At 56.8% G+C, this 24,816-nt stretch carries 26 protein-coding genes; 6 read left to right on the top strand and 20 right to left on the bottom strand.

Features of this window, described 5'->3' with window-relative positions; translation table 11 throughout:
* Positions 1–3: 3 nt before the first annotated feature.
* Genes yfcD through yfcF form a run of 3 tightly spaced genes read right to left on the bottom strand, consistent with a single transcriptional unit; the run spans position 4 to position 1,867 of the window.
* Positions 4–558: an NUDIX hydrolase YfcD gene (yfcD, locus tag ACWKX3_RS01035; RefSeq protein WP_404599908.1), complete on the bottom strand. Its 555-nt coding sequence runs from the start codon at positions 556–558 to the stop codon at positions 4–6.
* Positions 559–613: 55 nt separating this feature from the next.
* Entirely contained in the window at positions 614–1,165 is a 552-nt protein-coding gene (yfcE, locus tag ACWKX3_RS01030) for a phosphodiesterase (RefSeq protein ID WP_442779561.1), read from the bottom strand.
* Between the two features lie 57 nt (positions 1,166–1,222).
* Entirely contained in the window at positions 1,223–1,867 is a 645-nt protein-coding gene (gene yfcF / locus ACWKX3_RS01025; protein ID WP_042320328.1) for a glutathione transferase, read from the bottom strand.
* Between the two features lie 138 nt (positions 1,868–2,005).
* Here yfcF and yfcG point away from each other — a divergent pair, with 138 nt between their 5' ends.
* The 4 genes from yfcG (at position 2,006) to ACWKX3_RS01005 (ending at position 4,539) form a co-directional block, all read left to right on the top strand.
* Positions 2,006–2,635 carry a GSH-dependent disulfide bond oxidoreductase gene (gene yfcG / locus ACWKX3_RS01020; RefSeq protein ID WP_006176537.1) on the top strand — a complete coding sequence of 210 codons (630 nt, stop codon included), beginning with the start codon at positions 2,006–2,008 and terminating at the stop codon, positions 2,633–2,635.
* 75 nt (positions 2,636–2,710) lie between these two features.
* A complete protein-coding gene (gene folX, locus ACWKX3_RS01015) occupies positions 2,711–3,079 on the top strand; it encodes a dihydroneopterin triphosphate 2'-epimerase (protein WP_006176538.1) in 369 nt (122 codons plus the stop codon).
* Positions 3,080–3,092: 13 nt separating this feature from the next.
* Entirely contained in the window at positions 3,093–3,986 is an 894-nt protein-coding gene (locus tag ACWKX3_RS01010) for a TIGR01777 family oxidoreductase (protein ID WP_058609882.1), read from the top strand.
* Positions 3,987–4,029: 43 nt separating this feature from the next.
* The gene (locus ACWKX3_RS01005; RefSeq protein WP_446186903.1) at positions 4,030–4,539 is read left to right on the top strand and encodes a GNAT family N-acetyltransferase; all 510 of its coding nucleotides are present in this window, start codon (positions 4,030–4,032) and stop codon (positions 4,537–4,539) included.
* A gap of 174 nt (positions 4,540–4,713) precedes the next feature.
* Here the strand turns inward: ACWKX3_RS01005 and hisP are convergent, their stop codons facing one another.
* From hisP to pdxB, 15 genes are all read right to left on the bottom strand, one after another.
* Positions 4,714–5,487, bottom strand: coding sequence for a histidine ABC transporter ATP-binding protein HisP (gene hisP / locus ACWKX3_RS01000; RefSeq protein ID WP_042320620.1), 774 nt, complete (start codon positions 5,485–5,487; stop codon positions 4,714–4,716).
* 8 nt (positions 5,488–5,495) lie between these two features.
* Positions 5,496–6,212 (bottom strand): ABC transporter permease, encoded by a 717-nt coding sequence (locus ACWKX3_RS00995; RefSeq protein WP_006176542.1) that lies wholly within the window; start codon positions 6,210–6,212, stop codon positions 5,496–5,498.
* The gene (locus ACWKX3_RS00990) at positions 6,209–6,895 is read right to left on the bottom strand and encodes a histidine ABC transporter permease HisQ (RefSeq protein ID WP_006176543.1); all 687 of its coding nucleotides are present in this window, start codon (positions 6,893–6,895) and stop codon (positions 6,209–6,211) included. The genes ACWKX3_RS00995 and ACWKX3_RS00990 overlap by 4 nt, the downstream gene beginning before the upstream one ends.
* An 88-nt stretch (positions 6,896–6,983) precedes the next feature.
* Positions 6,984–7,766, bottom strand: a complete 783-nt coding sequence (hisJ, locus tag ACWKX3_RS00985; protein WP_454541131.1) for a histidine ABC transporter substrate-binding protein HisJ — start codon at positions 7,764–7,766, stop codon at positions 6,984–6,986.
* Between the two features lie 226 nt (positions 7,767–7,992).
* Entirely contained in the window at positions 7,993–8,775 is a 783-nt protein-coding gene (argT, locus tag ACWKX3_RS00980; protein ID WP_088207996.1) for a lysine/arginine/ornithine ABC transporter substrate-binding protein ArgT, read from the bottom strand.
* Positions 8,776–9,065: 290 nt separating this feature from the next.
* A complete protein-coding gene (locus tag ACWKX3_RS00975; protein ID WP_404599904.1) occupies positions 9,066–9,635 on the bottom strand; it encodes a UbiX family flavin prenyltransferase in 570 nt (189 codons plus the stop codon).
* A gap of 89 nt (positions 9,636–9,724) precedes the next feature.
* The gene (purF, locus tag ACWKX3_RS00970; protein ID WP_006176547.1) at positions 9,725–11,242 is read right to left on the bottom strand and encodes an amidophosphoribosyltransferase; all 1,518 of its coding nucleotides are present in this window, start codon (positions 11,240–11,242) and stop codon (positions 9,725–9,727) included.
* A gap of 36 nt (positions 11,243–11,278) precedes the next feature.
* The gene (cvpA, locus tag ACWKX3_RS00965) at positions 11,279–11,767 is read right to left on the bottom strand and encodes a colicin V production protein (protein WP_000262116.1); all 489 of its coding nucleotides are present in this window, start codon (positions 11,765–11,767) and stop codon (positions 11,279–11,281) included.
* Between the two features lie 253 nt (positions 11,768–12,020).
* Complete coding sequence (gene dedD / locus ACWKX3_RS00960) at positions 12,021–12,716, bottom strand: cell division protein DedD (protein WP_058609886.1); 696 nt, start codon at positions 12,714–12,716, stop codon at positions 12,021–12,023.
* Positions 12,706–13,974 (bottom strand): bifunctional tetrahydrofolate synthase/dihydrofolate synthase, encoded by a 1,269-nt coding sequence (gene folC, locus ACWKX3_RS00955; protein ID WP_006176549.1) that lies wholly within the window; start codon positions 13,972–13,974, stop codon positions 12,706–12,708. Before folC ends, dedD begins: the two co-directional genes overlap by 11 nt.
* Positions 13,975–14,044: 70 nt before the next feature.
* Positions 14,045–14,950 (bottom strand): acetyl-CoA carboxylase, carboxyltransferase subunit beta, encoded by a 906-nt coding sequence (gene accD, locus ACWKX3_RS00950; protein WP_006176550.1) that lies wholly within the window; start codon positions 14,948–14,950, stop codon positions 14,045–14,047.
* 154 nt (positions 14,951–15,104) lie between these two features.
* Positions 15,105–15,764 carry a DedA family protein gene (locus ACWKX3_RS00945; protein WP_006176551.1) on the bottom strand — a complete coding sequence of 220 codons (660 nt, stop codon included), beginning with the start codon at positions 15,762–15,764 and terminating at the stop codon, positions 15,105–15,107.
* A 28-nt stretch (positions 15,765–15,792) separates the two neighbouring features.
* A complete protein-coding gene (truA, locus tag ACWKX3_RS00940) occupies positions 15,793–16,605 on the bottom strand; it encodes a tRNA pseudouridine(38-40) synthase TruA (protein WP_088207994.1) in 813 nt (270 codons plus the stop codon).
* Positions 16,605–17,618 carry an aspartate-semialdehyde dehydrogenase gene (locus ACWKX3_RS00935; RefSeq protein WP_006176553.1) on the bottom strand — a complete coding sequence of 338 codons (1,014 nt, stop codon included), beginning with the start codon at positions 17,616–17,618 and terminating at the stop codon, positions 16,605–16,607. The genes truA and ACWKX3_RS00935 overlap by 1 nt, the downstream gene beginning before the upstream one ends.
* A gap of 67 nt (positions 17,619–17,685) precedes the next feature.
* A complete protein-coding gene (gene pdxB / locus ACWKX3_RS00930) occupies positions 17,686–18,822 on the bottom strand; it encodes a 4-phosphoerythronate dehydrogenase PdxB (protein ID WP_088207992.1) in 1,137 nt (378 codons plus the stop codon).
* 112 nt (positions 18,823–18,934) lie between these two features.
* Here pdxB and flk point away from each other — a divergent pair, with 112 nt between their 5' ends.
* Positions 18,935–19,939 carry a flagella biosynthesis regulator Flk gene (gene flk / locus ACWKX3_RS00925; RefSeq protein ID WP_042320340.1) on the top strand — a complete coding sequence of 335 codons (1,005 nt, stop codon included), beginning with the start codon at positions 18,935–18,937 and terminating at the stop codon, positions 19,937–19,939.
* 83 nt (positions 19,940–20,022) lie between these two features.
* Here the strand turns inward: flk and ACWKX3_RS00920 are convergent, their stop codons facing one another.
* A complete protein-coding gene (locus ACWKX3_RS00920; RefSeq protein WP_088207991.1) occupies positions 20,023–21,201 on the bottom strand; it encodes an MFS transporter in 1,179 nt (392 codons plus the stop codon).
* Between the two features lie 205 nt (positions 21,202–21,406).
* Positions 21,407–22,624: a beta-ketoacyl-ACP synthase I gene (gene fabB, locus ACWKX3_RS00915; RefSeq protein ID WP_006176557.1), complete on the bottom strand. Its 1,218-nt coding sequence runs from the start codon at positions 22,622–22,624 to the stop codon at positions 21,407–21,409.
* A gap of 158 nt (positions 22,625–22,782) precedes the next feature.
* Here fabB and mnmC point away from each other — a divergent pair, with 158 nt between their 5' ends.
* The gene (gene mnmC, locus ACWKX3_RS00910; protein ID WP_454541130.1) at positions 22,783–24,783 is read left to right on the top strand and encodes a bifunctional tRNA (5-methylaminomethyl-2-thiouridine)(34)-methyltransferase MnmD/FAD-dependent 5-carboxymethylaminomethyl-2-thiouridine(34) oxidoreductase MnmC; all 2,001 of its coding nucleotides are present in this window, start codon (positions 22,783–22,785) and stop codon (positions 24,781–24,783) included.
* Positions 24,784–24,816 lie beyond the last annotated feature (33 nt).

The raw sequence follows: 24,816 nt of genomic DNA, 5'->3' as shown, positions 1-24,816 counted from the left end.
GGCTTATTCAGCCTCTTCTTCTTTTTCCGGTCGGGTGGATTCATTTTTGGCGTTGCGGGTCATCCACAGCGCCAGCGCTTTTAACGAATCGGGCGTGAACTCATCACAGCGTGCGGTGATCTCTTCTGGCGTCATCCAGCTGACCTCGCTCACCTCTTCTTCCTGCAGCGCGAACGGCCCGTGGGAGACGCAGCTGAACAGCCCGCCCCAGACGCGGCAATGTTGGTCTTCGAAATAGAACTGACCGTGCTCGGCGAACGGCACGCCAGCGATCCCTAACTCTTCTTCCGCTTCACGGCGCGCAGAATCCAGCAGCACTTCGTCTGCCTGTACCACGCCGCCCGCGGTGGCATCCAGCATACCGGGTAGAAAATCTTTGGTGTCCGTGCGGCGCTGGACCAGAATTTTGCCCATACCATCATGCACCACGATATACGTCGCACGGTGACGCAGGCGCTCCGCACGCATTTGTGCGCGGCTGGCCTGCGCGATCACTTCATTTTCTTCGCTGACAATGTCAACCCATTCTGTACTTGCCAAATGACTCTGCTCCACCATCGGGAAACCTTCTCGTCTAAGCGCTCTTTCGGCGCGTTTGCAGTTGAGGTGTAACTTACGGATTAATCTCTACCTGCGCAATAACTTGCTGATCATTAAGTGCGATTACGCGTAATGAATTCTCATCCAGCATGCCATAGCTTGCAGGGTATCCCCCTTTTGGGATGCTAACCGAACCGGGGTTAAAGTGATAAATCTCGCCACGTTTTTCCGCGACCGGAATATGAGTATGGCCGTAAACCAGGACATCGCCAGCCGCCAGCGCGGGAAGCGCATCCGGGCCAAAAAGGTGTCCGTGGGTTAAAAACAGACGGCATTTTTCCAGCAGCACCTGCTGCCAGGGCGCGGTGATGGGAAATTGCAGCAGCATCTGGTCCACTTCGCTGTCGCAGTTGCCGCGCACGGCGATAATGCGCGGCGCACAGGCATTTAGCTTTTCAGCGACCTGCGCCGGGGCATAGTCTTCCGGCAGCGCGTTTCGCGGGCCGTGATTCAATACGTCGCCCAGAATGATGAGCCACTGCGCCCCGCTTTGGGCGAACAGAGAAAGAACACGCTCGGTCGCGGGCAGCGATCCATGGATATCCGACGCAAACATGAGTTTCATCAGTCATTCCTCAGGAAAATAAAACTGCCCCTATCATACCTTATGCGTCAGGGCTTATCAGCCCGCGCGCTTAGCGGAGAGTGCCACAAAACGCTGCACTGACGCCCGCTGCCACTGGAACGCCGCATAATCCACCAGCAGCTGCGGCACGGCATCGCCGTTAAGGATCAGGCGATTGAGCATCAGGGCAAGATCGGTGTCGGCGATGCACCATTCGCCAAAGAGATTAGGATTACCATGAGCCAGCAGTGACGATGCTGTATCGATCAGCTTTTGCGCGCTGAGCAGCCCCTCTTCACTGAGCGTGGGCTTTTTCACGCCGGCAAACACCACGTCGGTTGAACGTTCGACGCGAACTGGCACCAGATCGCTGCGCAGCCAGGCCTGGATCTGGCGGGCGCGGGCACGTTTTTGCAGATCGTGTGGATAAATGCGTTCCCACTCCGGTGGTGCAAAGCGATCTTCGAGATACTCATCGATCGCCGAGGATTCGCTCAGCGTGAAGCCATCAATGTCCAGCATCGGCACACGTCGCGTTTGTGCGTACCCCTGCCACTGCGGTTTAAGATGCTCACCGCCGTCCAGATCGACGGTTTTAAGGGTAAAAGAGAGCCCTTTTTCGGCCAGCGCCACGTAAGCGCTCAGAACATAGGGTGAAAAGAAATTCGCATCGGACCACAATGTGATTACGGGCTGGTTCATAACATCCTCATCGGCTGATCGGTTTTCACTCAACATATAATCTCTTTGCTTCGCTGTCACTTGATGAAAACTCACGATTTTCAACATGCACCTATACTCCTTTTATGGCATTACGGTTTGCAATGACAGGAGTTAAGAATGATAGATCTCTATTATGCGCCCACCCCTAACGGCCATAAGATCACCCTTTTTCTCGAAGAGGCCGAACTCGATTACCGGATCATCCGCGTGGATATCAGCAAGGGCGATCAGTTCCGGCCCGTTTTTCTGGCGATTTCGCCAAACAATAAAATTCCGGCCATTATCGATAACCTGCCCGCTGACGGAGGGCGGCCGCTGAGCCTGTTTGAATCCGGCGAGATTTTGCTTTATCTGGCGGAGAAAACCGGCCAGCTGCTGAGTGGGGAACTGCGCGAGCGCCACCATACGCTGCAATGGCTTTTCTGGCAGACGAGCGGTCTGGGGCCGATGCTCGGGCAAAATCACCATTTCACCGCCTATGCCCCGCAGCCGATCCCTTACGCTATTGAGCGCTATCAGGTAGAAACGCAGCGGCTCTACGGCGTGCTTAACCGTCGGCTGGAGAAATCACCGTGGCTCGGGGGCGATCACTACAGCATTGCCGATATCGCCTGCTGGCCGTGGGTGAATACCCATGTGCGCCACCGCATCGATTTAGCCTCTTACCCGGCCGTCAATAACTGGTTTGAGCGCATCCGGACTCGCCCTGCGACCGAGCGCGCGATGCAAAAGATCCAGCAGATTTAGGCCTGTGCCCGGTTGGGCGCAGGTCAGGCTCTCATGTATGATGGGGAGGCATGACTGACACGGAGAAGACCTGCAATGTCGCAGCAAGACGCTATTATTCGTATAAAAAATCTACGCTTACGCACGTTCATCGGTATTAAAGAGGAAGAGATCGTCAACCGTCAGGATATCGTGGTCAACGTGACCATCCATTACCCGGCGGACAAGGCGCGCGCCAGTGAAGATATTAATGATGCGCTGAACTATCGCACCATTACCAAAGAGATCATCCAGTACGTTGAAAACAACCGTTTCTTCCTGCTGGAAAAATTAACTCAGGATGTGCTCGATATCGCACGCGAACATCACTGGGTCACTTATGCTGAAGTCGAGATCGATAAACTTCACGCTCTGCGCTACGCCGACTCCGTCTCGATGACGCTAGGCTGGCGGCGCGACGCGTAAACCTGGAGGTTATATGAAGATTCTGCTGACCGGCGGTACCGGCCTGATTGGTCGTCATCTCATCCCGCGCCTGCAGGCGTTGCATCACGAAATTACCGTGGTGACGCGCAGCCCGGAGAAAGCGCGTCAGGTGCTCGGTAGCGGCATTGAGGTCTGGAAAGGGCTGGCGGATAAGCAGAATCTGGACGGCTTTGACGCCGTCATTAACCTCGCGGGTGAGCCTATCGCCGACAAGCGCTGGACGCAGGAGCAGAAACAGCGGTTGTGCCACAGCCGGTGGAACATTACCGAAAAGCTGGTCGAGCTTTTCCGCAATAGCGACACGCCGCCGTCGGTGCTGATTTCCGGCTCGGCGGCAGGTTATTATGGCGATCTCGGCGAAGTGGTGGTCACCGAAGAGGAGCCGCCACACAACGAATTTACCCACAAACTTTGCGCGCGCTGGGAGCAGATCGCCTGCGGCGCGCAGAGCGACAAAACCCGCGTCTGTCTGCTGCGCACTGGCGTCGTCCTGGCCCCGAAAGGCGGCATTCTGGGCAAAATGGTCCCTCCCTTTAAGCTCGGTCTCGGTGGCCCCATCGGCAATGGCCGTCAGTATCTCGCCTGGATCCATATCGACGATATGGTCAACGGCATTATCTGGCTGCTGGATAACGACCTGCGCGGGCCGTTTAACATGGTCTCGCCATACCCGGTTCGTAACGAGCAGTTTGCGCACGCGCTGGGACATGCCCTGCATCGTCCGGCGGTGCTGCGCGCCCCTGCCACCGCAATTCGGCTGTTGATGGGCGAATCATCGGTACTGGTGCTGGGTGGTCAGCGCGCGCTGCCAAAACGGCTTGAAGCGTCCGGGTTTACGTTTCGCTGGCATGACCTGGAAGAGGCACTGGGGGATGTGGTGCGGTGAATATGTTACATTTATACGCCTGTTCAGCTGACCGGGCGTAATAATGGCAACCATCACAACCTCCCGACTTTCACTCACTCCTTTCGAACCCTCTGACTGGGCATTCTTCCGCAGCCTGCGTGAAGACCGCTCCGTTATGCGCTATATGGCCGCAATCGCCCCGGAAAAAGAGACTCGACGCGTTTTCGCCGCGCGTCTGACGGCGGGACATGTGTTTGTCATTCGTCTGCATGACGACGACACCCCGCTCGGCGACATTGGCCTGCAAATTAGCCCTGAAAACCGTGAAGAAGCGGACATCGGCTATACCGTCGTCCCCGCCGCACAGGGGAAAGGCATTGCCAGCGAAGCGCTGCGCGCGGTGTGTGATTATGCGTTTAACCAGACGGGCGTGAAGGCGATTAACGCCTGGGTGCTGGCAGATAACACCGGGTCGGTACGGGTGCTGGAGAAAGCCGGGTTTGTGCGCACGCAGGTGCTTGAGAAGGCATACGAGATTGACGGCGTGCGGTATGACGACTGGGGATATCGGCTGGAGCGCGGTGCGGTTTGAGTATCGTGGGCCCGATTTATCAGGCCCGGTAAGCGAAGCGCCACCGGGCGACTGACTGCGCTGCGGCCTGATGCCCTCACCCCGGCCCTCTCCCACGGGAAGAGGGAGTATTCTGCGCCGGGCTGAAATTTCTGGGGATTGCTCAGCCCACGGGGAGAGGGAGAAAGGCAAAAACTACTTCAACGATCCTTTCAAAAATTGCTGCAAGCGCGGGCTTTGTGGGTTCGCTAACACCTCGTCCGGGTGTCCCTGCTCCTCAATTTTCCCCTGATGCAGGAAAATGACGTGGTTCGAGACGTTACGGGCAAAGCCCATCTCGTGCGTCACCACCACCATCGTTTTACCCTCTTCGGCCAGTTTCTGCATGATGCGCAGCACTTCGCCAACGAGTTCAGGGTCAAGCGCCGAGGTGGGTTCGTCGAACAGCAGCACCTCGGGCTCCATTGCCAGCGCGCGGGCGATAGAGACACGCTGCTGCTGGCCGCCGGAGAGATGCACCGGGTATTTGATCTGCTGGCGTTCATCAATACCCACTTTCGCCAGATATTTCACCGCCCGCTCGCGCGCTTCCTGCTTGCTCAACCCCAGCACCTGGATCGGCGCCTCCATCACATTCTCCAGCACCGTCATGTGGCTCCAGAGATTGAAATGCTGAAATACCATGGTCAGGCGCGTGCGCAGCAGCCGCAGCTGGTTTTTATCCGCCACCTTCAGCTGGCCGTCTTTATCACGGACCAGATTAATGTTCTGTCCGCTCACCACAATCTGGCCTTCACTCGGTTTTTCGAGGAAGTTAATGCAGCGCAGGAAAGTACTTTTACCGGAACCGGATGAGCCGATAATACTGATTACGTCGCCTGCATCAGCCTGCAGCGATACCCCTTTCAGCACTTCGTGTTCGCCGTAGCGTTTGTGCAAATCAATTACGTTTAATTTGTTCTCAGCCATCATCATTCTCAGTGCGTCGAAGAAGGTTTTATATGCTGCAGCCAGCGTTTTTCCGCCTTGCGGAACAGGCTAATCAGGACGTATGAAATAATTAAATAGAGCACCGCTGCAATCCCGAAGGCGGTAAAGGGCTGATAGGTCGCGGAGTTAATATCACGGGCAATCTTCAGCAGGTCCGGGACCGTTGCGGTGAAGGCCAGCGCGGTTGAGTGCAGCATCAAAATCACTTCGTTGCTGTAGGCAGGCAGCGCAATGCGCAGCGCCGACGGCAGAATGATGCAGCGGTAAAGCTTAACCGACGAAAAGCCGTACGCGCGCGCCGCCTCAATTTCACCGTAGGGTACAGACCGGATGGCGCCAGCGAAGATCTCGGTGGTGTAAGCGCAGGTATTCAGCGTTAACGCCAGCACCGTACAGTTCAAACCGCTGCGAAAGAAGGCGTTCAGCATCTCGGTGCCTTTCACTATCTCCAGCGTATACATGCCTGAATAGAACACCAGCAGCTGCACATACAGCGGCGTACCGCGGAACACGTAGGTGAACAGCCAGATCGGGAAGCGGATGTATTTATTGTTCGACACGCGGCCAATGGCGAGAAAAATGGCCAGAATGCCACCCATCACCACCGACGAGATCAGCAGCCACAGCGTAATCGCCACGCCGGTAAAACGGTAGCCATCTGTCCACAGCAGCGCTTTCCAGTATTCCTGAATAATCTCAATCACAGGTCAGCCCTCTTCACACCCACGGAGTAGCGACGTTCAAGCAGAAGCAGCACGCCGTTGGAGGCGGTCGTAAAGACCAGATAGATCACACCGCAGACGACGGCAAAATAGAAGGGTTCCCAGGTACTCTTGCCCGCCAGCTGGGTCGCTTTCACGACATCTTCCAGGCCGAGCAGGGAAACCAGCGCCGTGGCTTTGAGGATAACCTGCCAGTTGTTACCGATGCCCGGAAGCGCATAGCGCATCATGGCCGGGAACATGATCCGGCGAAACGTCTGTGAGGAGGTGAAACCGAATGCGGTCGCCGCTTCGATATGGCCCTTCGGCACCGCCATGTACGCGCCACGGAAGGTTTCGGTGAAGTACGCCCCGTAGATAAAACCGAGAGTAATGATACCGGCCACCATCGGGTCAATATCAATCTGGTCCATGCCGATGGCATCCGTTACGCCGTTCAGCGCAATCTGCAGACCGTAAAAAATCAGCAGCATCAGGACCAGATCAGGCACGCCGCGAATCAGCGTGGTATAGCCTTCAAAAATCAGCGCGAGCGGTTTATTTGCCGACAGCTTTGCTCCCGCCCCCGCCAGTCCTATCAGCACGGCGAGTACCACGGAGCTAAGAGCCAGCTCCAGGGTGACAAGCGCGCCCTGTAAAATAACGCCAGAAAATCCGTACAGCATACCGCCTGCCCTGTCGTGTCGTGAGTGGTGAAACCGTGTCTTTTCCCCTCCCACACGGGGAGGGGCCGCACGTTATTTGACGGAGCGATTAGCCGCCGTAAACATTAAAATCGAAGTATTTTTTGGCCAGTTTGTCGTACGTGCCGTCAGCACGCATTTCCGCGAACGCTTTGTTCAGCGCTTCACGCAGTTCGTTGTCTTCTTTGCGCAGGCCCATACCGGTGCCGACGCCAAAGAGTTTTTCGTCCTTAATAGACGGACCGCCGAACTTATAGGCTTTACCCACCGGCTGCTTCAGGAAGCCTTCGCTCGCCGCGACTTCATCCTGGAACGCCGCGTCGATACGGCCTGCCGTCAGGTCAGCGTAGATGTTTTCCTGGCCCTGATAAGAGACAATCTCAATCCCTTTCGGTGCCCAGTGCTCATTGCCGTAGGTTTCCTGCGTCGTGCCCTGCAGAACGCCGACGCGCTTGCCTTTCAGGGAGTCAAGGGTTGGCTGGATATCAGAGGATTTCGCCACCACCAGTCGGGAATCTGCCGCATACAGCTTGTCCGTAAAGGCAATCTCCTGCTGGCGTTTTTCAGTAATGGAGAGAGAAGACATGATAACGTCGATTTTTTTCGCTTTCAGCGACGGGATCAGCGCATCCAGCGGGTTCTCAACGTAGGTACATTGCGCTTTGATGCGTTTGCACAGCTCATTCGCCAGATCGATGTCAAAACCGACCAGTTCACCCTTCGCATTCTTCGATTCGAAGGGGGCATAGGTTGGATCGGTACCGATACGAATTTTTTGCGGGATCGCTGCGAATGCCGCGGTAGCGCTGGAAAAGGCCAGCACCAGAGAAAGGGACAACACCAGTTTTTTCATATCTATCCTCAACAGACTGTCTTCATACGGGATTTTTACGACGACGGGGTGCCGTTAATGTGCCATTAATCCCCTCTGTCAGGCAAAGATTAATGCCTTTCGGGCGGTATTTTTTGCATTATTAGTGCTTAACTATGCACGAGCCGAACCAATATGGTGCACACACTGCACCATATTGGCTCATTCGCGCCCCGAAGCGCACCGTTTCGGGGCATCACCGTCCGTCTTAATCACCGTATACGTTGAAGTCGAAATACTTCTTCGCCAGCTTGTCGTAGGTGCCGTCTTTGCGCAGTTCGGTAAACGCTTTATCAAAGGCGGCTTTCAGCTCGGTGTCGTCCTTACGCAGGCCGATACCGGTCCCGTCACCAAAGTATTTTTTATCTTTAACCGAGGGGCCAGCAAAGGCGTACTCTTTGCCCGCAGGCTGTTTCAGGAAGCCTTCGCTTGCAGCGACTTCATCCTGGAACGCAGCGTCCAGACGCCCGGCAGTCAGATCCGAGTAAATCAGATCCTGGTTCTGATAAGGCACCACGTCCACGCCCTTCTCGCGCCAGTTGGCATTGGCATACCCTTCCTGCGTCGAGCCCTGAAGCACACCCACGTGCTTGCCTTTCAGCGAGTCGATCGTCGGCTGGATCGGCGAGCCTTTGGCTGCAATCAGACGAGAATCCGCCGCATAGAGCTTCTCGGAGAAAGCAATCTCCTGCTGACGTTTCTCGGTAATGGAGAGTGAAGAGATAATGGCGTCGATTTTCTTGGCTTTCAGCGACGGGATCAATGCGTCGAAGTCGCTGCCCACCCATGTGCATTTCACCTGCATGCGTTTGCACATCTCATTTCCCAGGTCGATATCAAAACCGACAAATTCACCTTTCGCATCCTTCGAAGAGAATGGCGCGTAGGTGGCGTCCGTACCGATACGTACCGTCTGTGGAAGCGCTGCGTAGCTGCTCACAGCAGCGCTTAATCCCACCAGCAAAGACAGAGCCAGAACCGTCTTCTTCATACATTTACCCTCAAGTACCGTGATTTTATTATGGTTGTGTTGTGTGTTGTCGTGCAGGGCTTCTCTTGCAGGTCTTATGCCATTTTGACGTCGGGTCAATTTTTCGACGTTAAATATGTTAATAAAACGTTGCGATATTGCCTTAATGGTGAAAGATAGCAGGTCTGCCGAACGAACCGCAGAGAGAAAAAGGGAAAAAACGAATTAAATGTCGAGGATATGATCGCGGTTGCAGTTTTGCCCTGAAACAGGGCAACTTGTCTTCTCATGCACTCAGGCAGTGCAGCGACTCACGCGCCCTGCCAGCGGGTAAAGAGATCTTCAGGCAGGTCAATGTCAAACTGATCCAGCACGCGGTTGACCGTCTGGTTAATCACATCGTCAAGGTTTTTAGGCCGATGATAGAACGCCGGGACCGGAGGCATGATCACCGCACCCAGTTCCGCAGCCGCGGTCATTAACCGCAGGTGGCCCAGGTGCAGAGGCGTTTCACGCACGCACAGCACCAGCGGACGGCGCTCTTTCAGCACAACGTCGGCAGCGCGGGTGACGAGCGTGTCGGTATAACTGTTCACAATGCCCGAGAGGGTTTTGATGGAACACGGCAGGATCACCATGCCCGCCGTTTTAAACGAGCCAGAGGAGATGCTGGCGGCAATATCGCGGGCATCATGCACGACATCAGCCAGCGACTGTACGTCACGCAGGGAGAGATCGGTTTCAAGCGACAGGGTCTGACGCGCCGCCTGGCTCATCACCAGATGCGTTTCTACTTCAAATACGTCACGCAGCACCTGCAACAGGCGCACGCCGTAAATGGCACCGCTGGCACCGCTAAGCCCGATAATGAGTCGTTTCATGATTTTTGCCCTTGCTGAATTCAGGGCTGACTGTGCAGGATTTTACGGGGAGTTGCAAGTGAGGGCACCCGCCCTCACCTGCTCAGGCGTTAGCCTTCGTTGTGCATCTCTAAGCTTTCGAGATCGTTTTGCAACTGGACGGCTTTCGCGTCGTCGTTACGCAGCGAATCAAGGTAGTCGAGATATTGCTGATCAACGTCTTTGGTTACATAGATACCGTTAAACACCGAGCATTCGAACTGCTGAATATCCGGGTTCTCGGCACGTACCGCGTCGATCAGATCGTTGAGATCCTGGAAAATCAGGCCGTCGGCCCCGATGATCTGACGGATTTCATCCACTTCGCGGCCATGGGCGATCAGCTCGTTGGCGGTTGGCATATCAATGCCGTACACGTTCGGGAAGCGAATTTCCGGGGCTGCAGAGGCCAGATACACTTTCTTCGCCCCGGCTTCACGCGCCATCTCGATAATCTGCTCAGACGTCGTGCCCCGCACGATGGAGTCATCCACCAGCAGGACGTTCTTGTCACGGAACTCGGCGCGGTTGGCATTCAGCTTGCGGCGCACGGATTTACGGCGCAGCTGCTGGCCCGGCATGATGAAGGTGCGGCCAACGTAGCGGTTTTTTACAAAACCCTGACGGTACGGCTTGTCCAGAATACGGGCAATTTCCAGCGCGATATCGCAGGAGGTTTCCGGGATGGGGATAACCACGTCGATATCCAGATCGTCCCACTCGCGGGCAATCTTTTCACCCAGTTTGGTTCCCATGTTCACGCGGGCGCTGTACACGGAAATCTTGTCGATGAACGAGTCCGGACGCGCGAAGTAGACGTATTCGAACAGGCACGGGTTGCTGACCGGGTTGTCGGCACACTGGCGGGTAAACAGCTGCCCCTTCTCGGTGATGTACACCGCTTCGCCCGGCGCGACGTCGCGCAGGAATTCAAAGCCCAGGGTATCAAGCGCCACGCTTTCGGAGGCGACCATGTATTCGGTACGACCATCGCCGAGATCGCGTTTGCCGAGCACCAGCGGGCGAATGCCGTTTGGATCGCGGAAGGCCACCATACCGTGACCGATAATCATCGCCACGCAGGCGTACGCGCCGCGGATCAGGCGGTTGGTCGCGGCCACGGCGGCAAAGATGTTATCGGCTTCCAGCGGATAGTGACGGAAGTTATCCAGCTCGCTGGCAAAGATATTTAGCAGGATTTCAGAATCAGAGGTGGTGTTAATGTGGCGACGTTTTTCTTCGAACAGCTTTTTACGCAGCTCGTGGGCATTGGTCAGGTTGCCATTGTGGGCAAGCGTGATGCCGTACGGTGAGTTGACGTAAAAAGGCTGAGCCTCAGAGGCGCTGGAGCTGCCAGCAGTAGGATAACGAACGTGACCAATCCCCATATTACCTTGCAGGCGCTGCATATGGCGGGCTTCAAACACATCGTTTACCAGGCCGTTTGCCTTACGTAAACGGAAGCAGTTGTGTGCATCAATGGTGATGATACCCGCAGCATCCTGACCACGGTGCTGAAGCACCGATAATGCGTCATAAATAGACTGGTTAACCGGCATGAAACCGGCGATACCGACAATACCGCACATTCGTCTTTTCCTCGTTAAGCCACATCTCAGAGCCAGTCAGGCTCTGGGCAAGAAACTCGACGAGCTTTGCAGATAGTCAAAGAACCATCTGATGATGAAGCTGAACTCCGGAATGAGCTGCGATTTTTGCCAGTCTTCGCTTTTTGAGAACCCGGTAAAGGTATCCAGGAAGAACAGTATCGCGGCCACAATCAGCACGCCTCGTAACGCCCCAAAACAGATCCCGAGTACCCTGTCCGTTCCTGACAGACCGGTTTTCTCGACCAGCTGACCTATCACGTAATTGACGATAGCGCCGACAATCAGCGTCGCGATAAACAGCACCGCGATGGCGATTCCGTTTCGGACCAGTTCATCTTCAAAGCCCGTGAACCAGACAGACAGGTAAGTGTAGTAATGACTGGCAACAAAGAAAGCACAACCCCATGTCACCAGCGATAACGCTTCACGAACAAAGCCACGGATCAGGCTAACCAGACAGGAAAAACCAATCACCGCAATGATGGCGTAATCAATCCAGACCATATATGTTCCACGATTTAACGCCCTGTCATCCAGTTCGGGGCGAATTCTAACAGAAAAAGAAAACGTTTGCGTAGGGATTTCCTTTCCCCGCGTAAATAAAAAAGGCGCTGAAAAAAAGCTCAACGCCACGGTCCTTTTGACGTCGCTGTGAACGTCTGTTGCCCCTCCCCCCGGCTCTCTCCCTCAAGGAAGAGGGAGCAAACCCTCCCCTCGCCCCTCTGGAGAGAGGGTCAGGGTGAGGGGAAAGATCTTATCAGTTCGCGCTGTAGTTCATCACCACACCGCTCAGACCGGAAATCTGCTTCAGCTCGCCGAGCGACCCTTTGAGCTTATCTTTCGACGCATCCGGTCCGACGAGGATACGGGTAATTTTACCCTGTACCGGCGTGGAAGGTGAAGTGTAAACACGATATCCCGCGCCGCGCAGCTTACTCACTACCTCATTAACCTTATCGGCATTTTTCAGCGCGCCGAGCTGCACAACGTACGCTTTACCCACAGGGGCTGGCTCTTGCTGGGCAGGTTTTGCCGGCGGCGGTGTTTCTGACGCAGCGGCAAGCCGATCGTCGGTCTGGTCACGCTGCGGTTTAGGCTGCGGTTTCTCTACCGGCTTCGGTTTAACTACCGGTTTCGGCTGTTCAACCGGCACAGGATCGATATCGGTATTGCTGTTTGCCGCCAGGCGAGACGGGTCCAGCGACGGGGCTGCCGCATCGCCCGCACGCACCTCTTCGGCAGCGCCTTCCGGCGGCTGAGCAGGCAGCGCCTGCGTCGCCGCAGGCAGCATATCCGGCTCATCGCGATCGCCTGGTTTTGGCACCAGCGGGATCGCCGCAAACTCATCCTGATAATGCTTTTTCTGCCCGTCAAGCAGCCCCGGGAGGATAATCACCCCGAGCGCGACCAACACAATGGTTCCTGTCAGACGGTTCTGAAACTTACTCGCCACCGGTTCTCCCCGCGTCCATCACTTCCATGACATGTGCCACCGTGTGGAACGAGCCACACACCAGCACGGTATCTTCTGGTTTCGCATCCGCCATCGCGGCATGCCAGGCCTCCACTACGCTTGCGTAGGCTTTGCCTTCGCCAAGATGCGCCATCAGCTGTTCAGCGGTGGCGCCTCGCGGCCCTTCCAGAGGAGCACAATACCAGCTATCGACCACACTCTCCATGCAGGCCAGCGTGCCGCCAATATCTTTATCATGAAGCATACCGATAACCGCCCGGACCTGCCCGGTTTTTGGTAACGATTTGAGACGTCCTGCGAGATAGGCCGCCGCGTGCGGATTATGCGCCACGTCCAGAATCAGACGTGGCGATTCGCTGACGATCTGGAAACGCCCGGGCAGGATGGCATTTTTGATGCCGTCGCGGATCGCCTGCTCGCTCACTGCCAGCCCGCTTGCGCGCAGTGCCGCCAGCGCGGTAGCCGCGTTAGGCTGTGGCACCTGCGGCAGCGGCAGGTTATCCAGCGCGCCCTGTGCATCGCGGTAGCACCAGCCGTTATCCTCAACACTGTACTGCCAGTCCACGTCGCGGCGAAGCAACGTGGCCCCCTTCTCTTTCGCCACATCGGCAATGGTGTGCGGCATATCCGGTTCACCGACAACGGCAGGCTTACCGGCGCGGAAAATGCCCGCTTTCTCGCGACCAATGCTTTCGCGATCCGGCCCCAGCCAGTCAACATGGTCCAGCGCGATGCTGGTCACCACGGAAACGTCGGCATCCACCATGTTGGTGGCATCAAGCCGCCCGCCAAGGCCCACTTCCAGAATCACCACGTCCAGCTGCGCCTGTTTAAACAGCCACAGCGCCGAAAGGGTACCGTATTCGAAATAGGTTAATGAGGTCTCACCGCGCGCGGCTTCGATTTCAGCAAACGACGCCGTATGGGCCGATTCCGGCAGCTCGGTGTTTTGCACCCGCACGCGCTCGGTATAGCGCACAAGATGCGGGGAGCTGTAAACGCCGACCTTATAACCGGCGGCCATCAGCACGGATTCCAGCGTGCGGCAGGTGGTGCCTTTACCGTTCGTTCCGGCAACGGTAAACACGAAAGGTGCGGGTTTCAGCACATCGAGACGCGCGGCAACCTGGCTTACGCGCTCAAGCCCCATATCGATGGTTTTACCGTGCAGATTTTCCAGATAAGAAAGCCACGCGACCAGGGGCGACGTGGCTTGGGGAATGCGTTTATTTTCCATGATGCCCGGTTGTCATTAACAGTTTAGAAAGCAAAAGGGCAGCGCCAACCGGCCCTGCCCTTTTCAGTTATCAGGCCTCGGGTACCTGATCCGGTACAACCACACCTTCACGCGGTTCATCCGGGTTAGGCGTTGGCAGATTCATCAGCTTCGCCAGGATGCTGGCCAGTTTCAGGCGCATTTCCGGGCGGCGGACGATCATGTCGATAGCGCCTTTTTCGATGAGGAACTCACTGCGCTGGAAGCCCGGCGGCAGCTTTTCACGTACGGTCTGTTCGATAACGCGAGGACCGGCAAACCCGATCAGCGCTTTCGGCTCGGCGATGTTCAAATCACCCAGCATCGCGAAGCTGGCTGAGACGCCACCCATGGTTGGGTCGGTCAGCACGGAGATATACGGCAGACCGCGCTCCTGCATTTTCGCCAGCGCCGCAGAGGTTTTCGCCATCTGCATCAGGGACATCAGCGCTTCCTGCATACGCGCGCCACCGGAGGCAGAGAAGCAGATCAGCGGACAGTTGTCTTCCAGCGCCTGCTCAACGGCACGTACGAAACGCGCACCGACTACAGAGCCCATTGAGCCACCCATAAAGGCGAACTCAAACGCGGCGGCGACAACCGGCATCTCGTGCAGGGTGCCTTTCATGACGATCAGCGCGTCTTTCTCGCCGGTCTCTTTTTGTGCAGAGGCCAGACGATCTTTGTATTTTTTGGAATCGCGGAACTTCAGCACATCTTTTGGCTCAAGTTCGCTGCCCAGTTCAACTAAGGAACCTTCGTCCAGCAGGCTATGCAGGCGGTTACGCGCCGACATACGCATGTGGTGGTCACACTTCGGACACACCTCGAGATTGCGTTCCAGCTCTGCGCGATACAGAACCTGGCCGCAGCTATCACACTTCGTCCATACCCCTTCAGGAATGCTCGCTTTGCGCGTTGGGGTAATGTTGCTTTTAATTCGTTCAATCCAGCTCATTGATAACCTTTCTGCCTGAACCTGGTCGTATGCCAGTTTTGCTGTAAGAGGCGAATAATGCCATTTTTGCCTCCAACAGACCATGAATGTTGCACATTAAAACATAACAGCCCGAAACTTTGGATAAAAAAGTGGTCGAACCGCCAGAGTGCTGTTACTTCGCTTGTTTTGCCGCCGCGCGCTTATGGCGAATAATTTCGATAACGCCAGGCAGGACGGAAAGCACAATAATCGCTACAATCAGTAACTTAAGGTTTTCCTGAACCACCGGCAGATCGCCAAATAGATAGCCCGCGTAGGTAAACAGCAGGACCCACAGCAGCGCCCCCGCCACGTTGTACATCGCAAAGTGACGATAGGACATATGTCCCATTCCCGCCACAAAGGGTGCAAATGTACGCACAATAGGCACAAAACGCGCAAGGATAATGGTTTTACCGCCATGACGTTCATAGAACGCATGGGTTTTATCCAGATAGCTGCGGCGGAAGATTTTCGAATCCGGATTGCTGAACAATCGTTCACCGAACACCCGCCCAATGGTGTAGTTGACCGCATCGCCGACAATGGCGGCAATAATCATCAGTATCACCATCAGATGCACATTCAGATCGTTGGTGGGCAGCGCAGAGAGCGCACCGGCCACGAACAGCAGCGAATCTCCCGGCAAAAACGGGGTAACCACCAGCCCGGTTTCGCAAAAGAGGATTAAAAACAGAATGGCATACACCCAAATGCCGTACTGAGCGACCAGTTCAGCCAGGTGAACATCAATATGCAGAATGAAATCAATCAGAAAACGTATTACGTCCATATTGTCTAAGCCTTAATAGCACCGTTGATTAGTCCGCTAAAAACAGCGGACCCATTGGCGGTTTTGGAAGGTCGAACCGGTCCGGATAATCCACCGAAACCAGATACAGCCCTTCCGCTTTCGCCGTTGCTGCCGCAAGCGTTCTGTCCTTCGCTGCCAGCAGCTCAGCAATCCAGCTCTCCGGCTGGTGTCCGGCACCCACTTCCATCAGGCTGCCCACAATATTCCGCACCATATGATGTACAAAGGCATTCGCTTTGATATCCACCACCACATACGCGCCATAACGACTGACGTTTATGTGCATCACGTTACGCCACGGCGTGCGGGACTGGCACTGCACCGCACGGAACGACGTAAAGTCATTTTCGCCAATCAGACACTGCGCCGCGCGCTGCATACGTTCTGCATCGAGCGGTTCATAGAAATGCGTCACGCCCTGGCTGAGCACCGCCGGACGCAGACGCTGATTGTAGATGACATAGCGGTAACGACGCGCCGTGGCGCTGAAACGCGCATGAAAATCATCGGGCACATTTTTGACCCAACGCACCGCGATGTCTCCAGGCAGATTCGCATTCACGCCCAGGGTCCAGGCGGCGTCTTTACGCACGGCGGTGGTTTCAAAATGAACCACCTGCCCCGTGCCGTGGACACCGGCGTCCGTCCGCCCTGCGCAAAGAACGTTAATCGGTTCGTTCGCCACCTGAGAAAGCGCTTTTTCCAGCTTTTCCTGCACGCTGCGCACTTCGTTCTGACGCTGCCAGCCATAGTATTTACTGCCATCGTACTCAATGCCGAGGGCAATTCTATGGACCGGCTTGTGTTCCACTTCTGACATCAGTACAGATACTCCTGCACCAGTTTCTCAGCGATTTTGACCGCCATCAGCGCACCGCCAAAACGGACGTTATCCGCCACCGACCAGAACTGAACCTGCTCCGGCATGCCGTAATCATTGCGCACGCAGCCGACTGAAAGATGCGCGCTTCCGGTTGCATCACCCACCTGCGTCGGGAATTCGCTCTCTTCAGAAAGGACGATGTCTTCACCGCGGCCAAACGCATCGCGCGCCTCTTCGGCCGCCAGCGGACGCAGCGCCTCAAAGCCCACCATCTGCGCATGGCCATAGAATACCGGTGACTGGATACAGCTGGCGGAGATCATCAGGCCGTCATCCTGGAGGATTTTGCGCACTTCATCGACGATACGACGCTCATCACGCACGCTTCCTTCACGATCCGGCAACAGTGGCAGCATGTTGAACGCCAGCTGGCGGCCAAAATAGTCGTCTTCGTCAATCGGAACACCGTTAAGCAGTTTCGCGCTCTGCCCGGCCAGCGCATCGACCGCTTTCTTGCCGTTAGCAGAGGCTGACAGCAGGCTGGTCACGTTGATACGCGACAGACCACCGTCGTCAATCAACGGCTTAAGCGCGGTCAGCAGTTGGCTGGTGAGGCTGTTCGGTACCGCAATAACGTTGCGGTTACGGTAGTCAGCCAGGACAAACGGGTTCACGTCCGGCACCACCAGTGGGACGTCTGGCTCCAGTGAGAACAGACCGCTCAGATCAATCACCAGGCAGCCCGCGTTAGTGGCGTCTTCAACGTAAGATGCGGTGGCTTCGGCACCTGCGGCGAAAAATGCCAGCTGAGCCTGCGTCCAGTCGAACTCAGCGGCGTCCTGGACCCTCACGGATTTACCGTTATAACGCAGATGTTCGCCCGCGCTGTCAGTACGCGCCAGCGCGTAAATATCGCCCACCGGGAACTGACGCTCAGCAAGGGTTTCGAGCAGGGCTTCGCCCACGGCGCCAGTGGCACCCAAAATGGCAATGTTCCAGCCTTCAGACATGGTGGTTTACTCCAGAAATAAAAAAGCGTCCCTGTCAGAGTATCCAACAGGGAGCATGAAGAAGACATTAACGCGCCGGGTGATGAACCGCGTTAAAACCCAGTGCGTGCAGCAGCGTCGCCGCTGAAGCATCATCGCAAATCACATACAGGGAAGACCATTCGCGACGCTCAACATAATTTTTGCGCAGTGCGTCAAATTCACCCGGGATCCCTGCCACCTTACGAAGCAGCGCGTCATCGCGGCGCACATCATACACCAAATGCACCAGCCTTTTCAGCGTTGGCTCATCAAGCGGGCCGTGGAGGGTAATACGCCCAAACTCGGGCGCGGGCAGCAAAGTATCCAGCGCAACCTGCTGCGGATGGCCGATAAAGGCGCTGTAGGCCTCAAAGACCTGAGTGGTACCCCGCGCTTTACCTTCAAGGGTATAGCCCGCGATATGCGCGGTGGCAACGTCTGATTTATTCAGCAGACTGACGTTCAGGTCTGGCTCAGGCTCCCAGACATCCAGCACCACGCTCAGATCCTGCCCCTCTTCCAGGCATTTCAGCAGCGCGGCGTTATCAACCACCGGACCACGGCAGGCGTTAATCAGAATAGTGCCAGGCTTGAGACGGCGGATCAGCGCCTCGTCCGCCAGGTGCAGAGAGGTATACGGCCCCGTTTTAAAGAGCGGCGTGTGGAAGGTGATTACGTCGCAGGCCTCAACCAGCTCGTCCAGCGTGCGGAAATCCCCTTCATCGCCATTATCCTTACGCGGCGGGTCACACAGCAGGGTGCGAATGCCTAAGGCTTCGAGGCGTTTTTGCAGACGCCCCCCGACGTTGCCCACGCCGACAATGCCGACGGTGCGGTCTTTCAACGCGAAGCCGTCGCGCTCTGCCAGCATCAGCAGTGAGGAGAAGACGTATTCCACCACGGCGATGGCGTTACAGCCGGGCGCGGCGGAAAAGCCAATGCCCGCCTGGTTGAGCCATGCGTCATCCACATGATCGGTGCCGGCCGTTGCCGTCCCGACAAATTTAATCGCTTTGCCGGCAAGCAACGCCTCATTTACTTTGGTTACCGAGCGCACCATCAGGGCGTCGGCATCCTCCAGCTCGTTTACCGGGATCGGGCGACCAGGAACAGCCTTAACATCGCCCAGGCGGCTAAACAGCTCACGGGCGTAAGGCATATTTTCATCAACGAGGATTTTCACGTCTGAGTACCTGTTTGAGAGGAAGAAAACCTGCCAAGTGTGCCATAATCTCGCCGCCGGGCATATATGTCTGCCCGGTTTAGGCAGAGTTTTGACTTTAAGGATTTTGACGATGCAGCCCATTTCAGGTTCGCCGCCTCGCCCTCCGGGTGAAGGCCCCGCAATGCCCAACGTCGCAGGCGAACAGCCGCTCTCAACGCAACAGCGCACCGTGCTGGAGCGTTTGATTACGCGTCTGATCGCGCTGACCTCACAGCAGAACGCTGAAGTGTGGGCAGGGGTTAAGCATGATTTAGGCGTCAGGAACGATGCGCCGCTGCAATCGCGCCATTTTCCGGCTGCCGAGCAGAACCTGAATCAGCGTATTACCGTTGCGCAGCAGAATCACGCCACCCGCCAGACGGTCTCACAGTTAACCGAACTGCTGGGCCAGGGCAATAACCGCCAGGCGGTGAGTGATTTTATTCGTCAACAGTTCGGTCAAACCGCGCTGAGTCAGCTCACGCCAGACCAGCTGAAAACGGTTCTTACGCTGCTGCAGAACAATCAGCTTTCCATTCCGCAACCGCAACAGCGCCCAGCCACCGAGCGCCCGTTGCAGCCAGCGGAACATAACACCCTGAAGCAGATGGTGGCCCGGCTTGCCGCTGCCACCGGTGAACCCACGAAGCTTATCTGGCAATCGATGCTGGAGTTATCGGGTGTCAAAACCGGCGAGCTGATCCCGGCTAAGCAGTTTACCAACCTGGTGACCTGGCTGCAGGCGCGCCAGACGCTCAGTACCCAGGCGACCCCGACGCTGCACACGCTGCAGGCGGCACTGAAACAGCCGCTTGAGCCGCGCGAGTTTGAAGCGCTTCGCGATTACGCCCAGCAAACCTGGCAGGCCACGCCGCAGACGGTGCTGACGACCGCGCAGGTTCAGGATTTACTTAATCAGGTATTCACGCGCCGCGCCGAGCGCGAAAGCGGCGTACCGGAAGTGCGCAATATCCAGCCCATTTTCAGCCCGCTGTTTGCCCCGGTGGTGGACACGTTTAAACATCTCTCTGCCCGCCCCGGGCTGATGTTTGTCGCGTTGATGATTGCGCTGGCGCTTTTCTGGCTCGTCGCGTAACCCGCCGGGTGGCGGTTTCGCCTTACCGGGCCTGTAATGGCACACATTGCAGGCCCGGTAAGCGCAGCGCCACCCGGCAAAACTTACTCCCGGCGAAATGCCAGGAGTGTTACCACAATCCCGACAACTGCCGAAATTGCCCCCGCCAGGAACACCGACGGATAGCCAAACGACGTGGCTAACAACCCCGCCAGCGGCCCGGTCACGCCATAGGAGATATCCTGAAACGCCGCGTAGCCGCCGAGCGCCGTGCCGCGTACCTGCGGCGCAACGCGTTTCACGACTTCAACGCCCAGCGCCGGGAAGATCAGCGAACAGCCGCAACCGGTTAACGCGGCACCCAGTAACGCAACGGACGCGGTGGGTGCCTGCCAGAGCAGCACCAGACCGACGGTCTCGATCACCAGCGACGCCACGGCGACCTTCACGCCGCCGAAGCGATCCGGCATCCAGCCAAACAGCACACGCATCAGGACAAACGCGCCGCCAAATGCGGTGAGGGTAAAGCCCGCCATCGCCCAGCCGCGGCTCATAAAGTACAGTGAAACAAACGTGCCGATCACGGCGAACCCTACGCCCTGCAGCGCCAGCCCAAGGCCCGGCTGCCAGATTTGCCCCACCACGCTCCACAGGGAGGGACGTTCACCTTTATGCGCCGGCACTTTGCGCACCGAACCGTTAAACGCCCAGGCTAACAGCGGCAGCGCCATAGTGGTGGCCGCCAGCGCGGCAAAACCAAACTGACTGTGAATCAGCAGGCCCAACGGTGCGCCTGCGGCAAGTGCGCCGTAAATGGCCATGCCATTCCAGGACATCACTTTACCCGAACGCGCAGGGCCAACCAGCCCCATCCCCCAGGTCAGGGTGCCGGTCAGCAGCTGGCTTTCGCCAAAGCCCAGAATCAAACGCCCGACGACCAGCAGCGCAAATTTGTACATCGGTTCCACCGGCAGAAGCGCCGCCAGTAGCCAGGCACCGCCCGCCAGGGCGCAGGCAAACATCCCCTGCAGCGCCGAGCGCTTTGCGCCATGCTGGTCGGCCAGGCGTCCGGCGTAGCCACGGGTGAGAACGGTCGCTAAAAACTGAATACCCACGGCGATGCCGACCATGGTGTTGCCATAGCCCAGCTCCTGGTGAACAAACAGCGGGATTACCGGCAGCGGCAGGCCAACGGTCATGTAGGTCAGGAATACCGCAAATGCGATACGAAACAGCGAGACGTTCGCTGAAGAGGATGTTTCTGTTTGGGTTGCTGCAGTCATGCTTTACTCCAGAATGAAGAGTAAGGCGGGGAAATGCCACGCCCCCTCTACCTGATTATCAGGATTAAGGTGCGTTGGTTGACGTTAAACGCTTACGCATTATCGTGAGGATAATGTTGAGATGTGGATTTTGCCTGCCAGTTCAACTGCTTGTCAATGCATAAAAAAAGGAGCCTGTAGGCTCCTTTTTACCGCTGCGTCAAACTCAGTCTTTCAGCTTACGCATCACCAGCGTGGCGTTGGTACCGCCGAAGCCGAAGCTGTTGGACATAACGGTTGTCAGCGTCGCATCGGTTGGCTTAGTCACGATGTTCAGGCCTTCAGCCTGCTCGTCCAGCGCTTCAACGTTAATGCTTGGCGCAATAAAGCCGTGCTCCAGCATCAGCAGGGAGTAGATGGCTTCCTGCACGCCTGCAGCACCCAGAGAGTGACCGGTCATGGCTTTGGTCGCAGAGATCGCCGGGCTCTTATCAGCGAACACTTCACGGATTGCACCGAGCTCTTTCACGTCACCAACCGGGGTGGAGGTACCGTGGGAGTTCAGGTAGTCAATTGGCGTATCAACGCCGTGCATCGCCATCTTCATGCAGCGCACCGCGCCTTCACCGGATGGTGCAACCATGTCTGCGCCGTCGGACGTTGCGCCGTAGCCAACGATTTCAGCATAGATGTGGGCACCACGTGCCAGAGCGTGTTCCAGCTCCTCAACCACAACCATACCGCCGCCGCCAGCGATAACGAAACCGTCACGGTGCGCGTCGTAGGTACGAGACGCTTTTTCCGGGGTTTCGTTATATTTGGTGGACAAAGCGCCCATCGCGTCGAATTCGCAGGCCATTTCCCAGCCCAGCTCTTCACCGCCGCCTGCAAACACGATGTCCTGTTTACCCAGCTGGATCTGCTCAACCGCGTTACCGATACAGTGTGCGGAGGTCGCACAGGCGGAGCTGATGGAGTAGTTCACGCCGTGGATTTTGAACGGCGTTGCGAGGCAGGCGGAAACCGCTGAGCCCATCGCTTTGGTCACAACGTAAGGACCCACCGCTTTCAGCCCACGTGGGCTACGCATGGCATCGGCACCGAACACCTGAGCTTTAGACGAACCGCCGGAGCCGGCGATCAGGCCAACACGCGGGTTGTTCTGGTAAACGTCTTCGCTCAGACCAGCATCAGCAATCGCTTCCTGCATGGACAGATAGGCGTAGATAGAGGCATCGTTCATGAAACGAACCACTTTACGGTCAATCAAACCGGTGGTGTCCAGTTTGACGTTACCCCATACGTGGCTACGCATTCCCGAATCTTTAAACTCTTCAGAGAAAGTGATCCCGGAGCGTCCTTCACGCAGAGATGCCAGGACTTCCTGCTGGTTATTACCGATGCTGGAAACGATGCCCAGGCCAGTAATCACTGCACGTTTCATTCAATACCTCTGTCAGTCGCACTATAATAAGTTTCGAGTCGCACAATAGCGTACACTTGTACGCCGAACAAGTCCGATCAGCCAATTTCTGCGGAAATTTGCACCAATGGACACACATCGTTAAGATCGTGCCACTGCCTGTCAGACGAGTAACTTACGTGAAACAAAACGCTATACAACCCGCCAACCTCGAATTTAACGCTGAGGGTACACCTGTTTCCCGAGATTTTGGTGACGTCTATTTTTCTAATGATAACGGACTTGAAGAAACCCGTTATGTTTTCCTCGAAGGAAATCATCTCAGCAGCCGTTTTCCGCGTCACCCGCGTAATCTTTTTGTGGTGGCAGAGAGCGGGTTTGGTACCGGGCTCAACTTCCTGACGCTCTGGCAGGCCTTTGATCGTTTCCGCGCCGCCCACCCAGAGGCTACGCTCCAAAGATTACATTTCATCAGTTTCGAAAAATTTCCGCTTACGGCAGGCGATCTTGCCCTGGCGCATCAGCACTGGCCGGAACTCGCGCCGTGGGCAGAACAGCTTCAGGCCCAGTGGCCACCGGCAATTGGCGGATGCCATCGTCTGCTGCTGGACAGTGGGCGCGTTACCCTCGACTTATGGCTGGGGGATATCAATACGCTCACCGATAGCCTTGATGACTCGATGAATCAGCAGGTGGACGCATGGTTCCTGGACGGTTTTGCTCCAGCCAAAAACCCGGATATGTGGACGCCGCATCTGTTTTCCGCCATGGCACGGCTGGCCCGCCCCGGGGCAACGCTTGCCACCTTCACCTCCGCCGGTTTTGTCCGCCGTGGTTTGCAGGAAGCGGGCTTTACCATGCGCAAAACCAAAGGGTTTGGCCGCAAGCGCGACATGCTGGTCGGCGAGATGGAACACGCACTGACGTTTCCCGCAGAGACGCCGTGGTTTGCCCGCAGCCCCAGCGCATCGCGCGAAGCCGCCATCATCGGCGGCGGCATTGCCAGCGCCCTGCTTTCGCTCGCGTTGCTCCATCGCGGCTGGCAGGTGACGCTCTACTGCGCTGACAGCGCGCCCGCGGCAGGGGCATCCGGCAACCGTCAGGGCGCGCTCTATCCCCTGCTGAGTTCGCACGATCCGGCGCTGTTCCGGTTTTTCCCGGCGGCGTTCACCTTTGCCCGTCGCCTGTATGACCTGCTTCCCGTGGCGTTCGACCACGACTGGTGCGGCGTCACGCAGCTCGGCTGGGATGAAAAGAGCCAGCAAAAAATCACGCAAATGCTGTCGCTGGGCCTGCCGGATGCGATCGCCCACGCGATAGACGCGCAGCGCATTGCCGACGAAGCGGGCGTTGAGACAGGCTGTGACGGTATCCACTACCCGTCCGGGGGCTGGCTGTGCCCTGCCGAACTGACCGCAGCGGCGCTGTCCCTCGCGCAGTCACGCGGCCTGACGGTGCATTACGGCCATAAGGTTGAGTCGCTCAGCCGGAATACGCACTGGGAGGTGCGTTTTGACGATGGCAAGCAGGCGCAGCATGCCAGCGTAGTGCTGGCTAACGGCCATCACATCAGCCAGTTTGTGCAGACGGAAACGCTGCCGGTCTATCCGGTCGGGGGACAGGTGAGCCACATCCCCGCGACGGCGGAGCTGGCTAAACTGCGTCACGTGCTCTGTTACGACGGCTATCTGACCCCACAAAACCCGTCTAACGGGCAGCACTGTATCGGGGCCAGCTACCATCGCGGTCAAACCGACATGCACTACAGCGAAGAGGATCAGCAGCAAAATCGTCAGCGGCTGATCGACTGCTTCCCACAGGCAACGTGGGCAAAGGAGGTTGACGTCAGCGCGGGTGATGCACGCTGCGGCGTACGCTGCGCGACGCGCGATCACCTGCCGATGGCCGGGAACGTGCCGGACTATGACGCAACGCTTGAGGTTTATCATGAACTTGCGGACAACCGCGATTCGGCGGCACGCGCGCCGGTGTATCCGGAACTCTTCATGCTGGGCGGGCTGGGGTCGCGGGGATTATGTTCTGCCCCGCTGTTGGCTGAAGTGCTGGCTGCGCAAATGAGCGATGAGCCACTGCCGCTGGACAGGACAACGCTGGCAGGGCTGAACCCGAACCGGTTATGGGTGCGCAAACTGCTGAAGGGGAAAATGGTCAAATCGTAGGCCCGGTAAGCGCAGCGCCACCGGGCATCAGGC

Source organism: Enterobacter sp. UPMP2052 (genome assembly GCF_053709675.1).
Note: the sequence above shows the minus strand (reverse complement) of the source record. Positions and strands in the feature narration are given on the sequence as shown.

Coding starts and splice junctions, on each gene's coding strand:
- yfcD (WP_404599908.1), bottom strand. CDS start 558: ATGGTGGAGCAGAGTCATTTGGCAAGTACAGAATGGGTTGACATTGTC.
- yfcE (WP_442779561.1), bottom strand. CDS start 1,165: ATGAAACTCATGTTTGCGTCGGATATCCATGGATCGCTGCCCGCGACC.
- yfcF (WP_042320328.1), bottom strand. CDS start 1,867: ATGAACCAGCCCGTAATCACATTGTGGTCCGATGCGAATTTCTTTTCA.
- yfcG (WP_006176537.1), top strand. CDS start 2,006: ATGATAGATCTCTATTATGCGCCCACCCCTAACGGCCATAAGATCACC.
- folX (WP_006176538.1), top strand. CDS start 2,711: ATGTCGCAGCAAGACGCTATTATTCGTATAAAAAATCTACGCTTACGC.
- ACWKX3_RS01010 (WP_058609882.1), top strand. CDS start 3,093: ATGAAGATTCTGCTGACCGGCGGTACCGGCCTGATTGGTCGTCATCTC.
- ACWKX3_RS01005 (WP_446186903.1), top strand. CDS start 4,030: ATGGCAACCATCACAACCTCCCGACTTTCACTCACTCCTTTCGAACCC.
- hisP (WP_042320620.1), bottom strand. CDS start 5,487: ATGGCTGAGAACAAATTAAACGTAATTGATTTGCACAAACGCTACGGC.
- ACWKX3_RS00990 (WP_006176543.1), bottom strand. CDS start 6,895: ATGCTGTACGGATTTTCTGGCGTTATTTTACAGGGCGCGCTTGTCACC.
- hisJ (WP_454541131.1), bottom strand. CDS start 7,766: ATGAAAAAACTGGTGTTGTCCCTTTCTCTGGTGCTGGCCTTTTCCAGC.
- argT (WP_088207996.1), bottom strand. CDS start 8,775: ATGAAGAAGACGGTTCTGGCTCTGTCTTTGCTGGTGGGATTAAGCGCT.
- ACWKX3_RS00975 (WP_404599904.1), bottom strand. CDS start 9,635: ATGAAACGACTCATTATCGGGCTTAGCGGTGCCAGCGGTGCCATTTAC.
- purF (WP_006176547.1), bottom strand. CDS start 11,242: ATGTGCGGTATTGTCGGTATCGCCGGTTTCATGCCGGTTAACCAGTCT.
- cvpA (WP_000262116.1), bottom strand. CDS start 11,767: ATGGTCTGGATTGATTACGCCATCATTGCGGTGATTGGTTTTTCCTGT.
- folC (WP_006176549.1), bottom strand. CDS start 13,974: ATGGAAAATAAACGCATTCCCCAAGCCACGTCGCCCCTGGTCGCGTGG.
- accD (WP_006176550.1), bottom strand. CDS start 14,950: ATGAGCTGGATTGAACGAATTAAAAGCAACATTACCCCAACGCGCAAA.
- ACWKX3_RS00945 (WP_006176551.1), bottom strand. CDS start 15,764: ATGGACGTAATACGTTTTCTGATTGATTTCATTCTGCATATTGATGTT.
- truA (WP_088207994.1), bottom strand. CDS start 16,605: ATGTCAGAAGTGGAACACAAGCCGGTCCATAGAATTGCCCTCGGCATT.
- ACWKX3_RS00935 (WP_006176553.1), bottom strand. CDS start 17,618: ATGTCTGAAGGCTGGAACATTGCCATTTTGGGTGCCACTGGCGCCGTG.
- flk (WP_042320340.1), top strand. CDS start 18,935: ATGCAGCCCATTTCAGGTTCGCCGCCTCGCCCTCCGGGTGAAGGCCCC.
- ACWKX3_RS00920 (WP_088207991.1), bottom strand. CDS start 21,201: ATGACTGCAGCAACCCAAACAGAAACATCCTCTTCAGCGAACGTCTCG.
- fabB (WP_006176557.1), bottom strand. CDS start 22,624: ATGAAACGTGCAGTGATTACTGGCCTGGGCATCGTTTCCAGCATCGGT.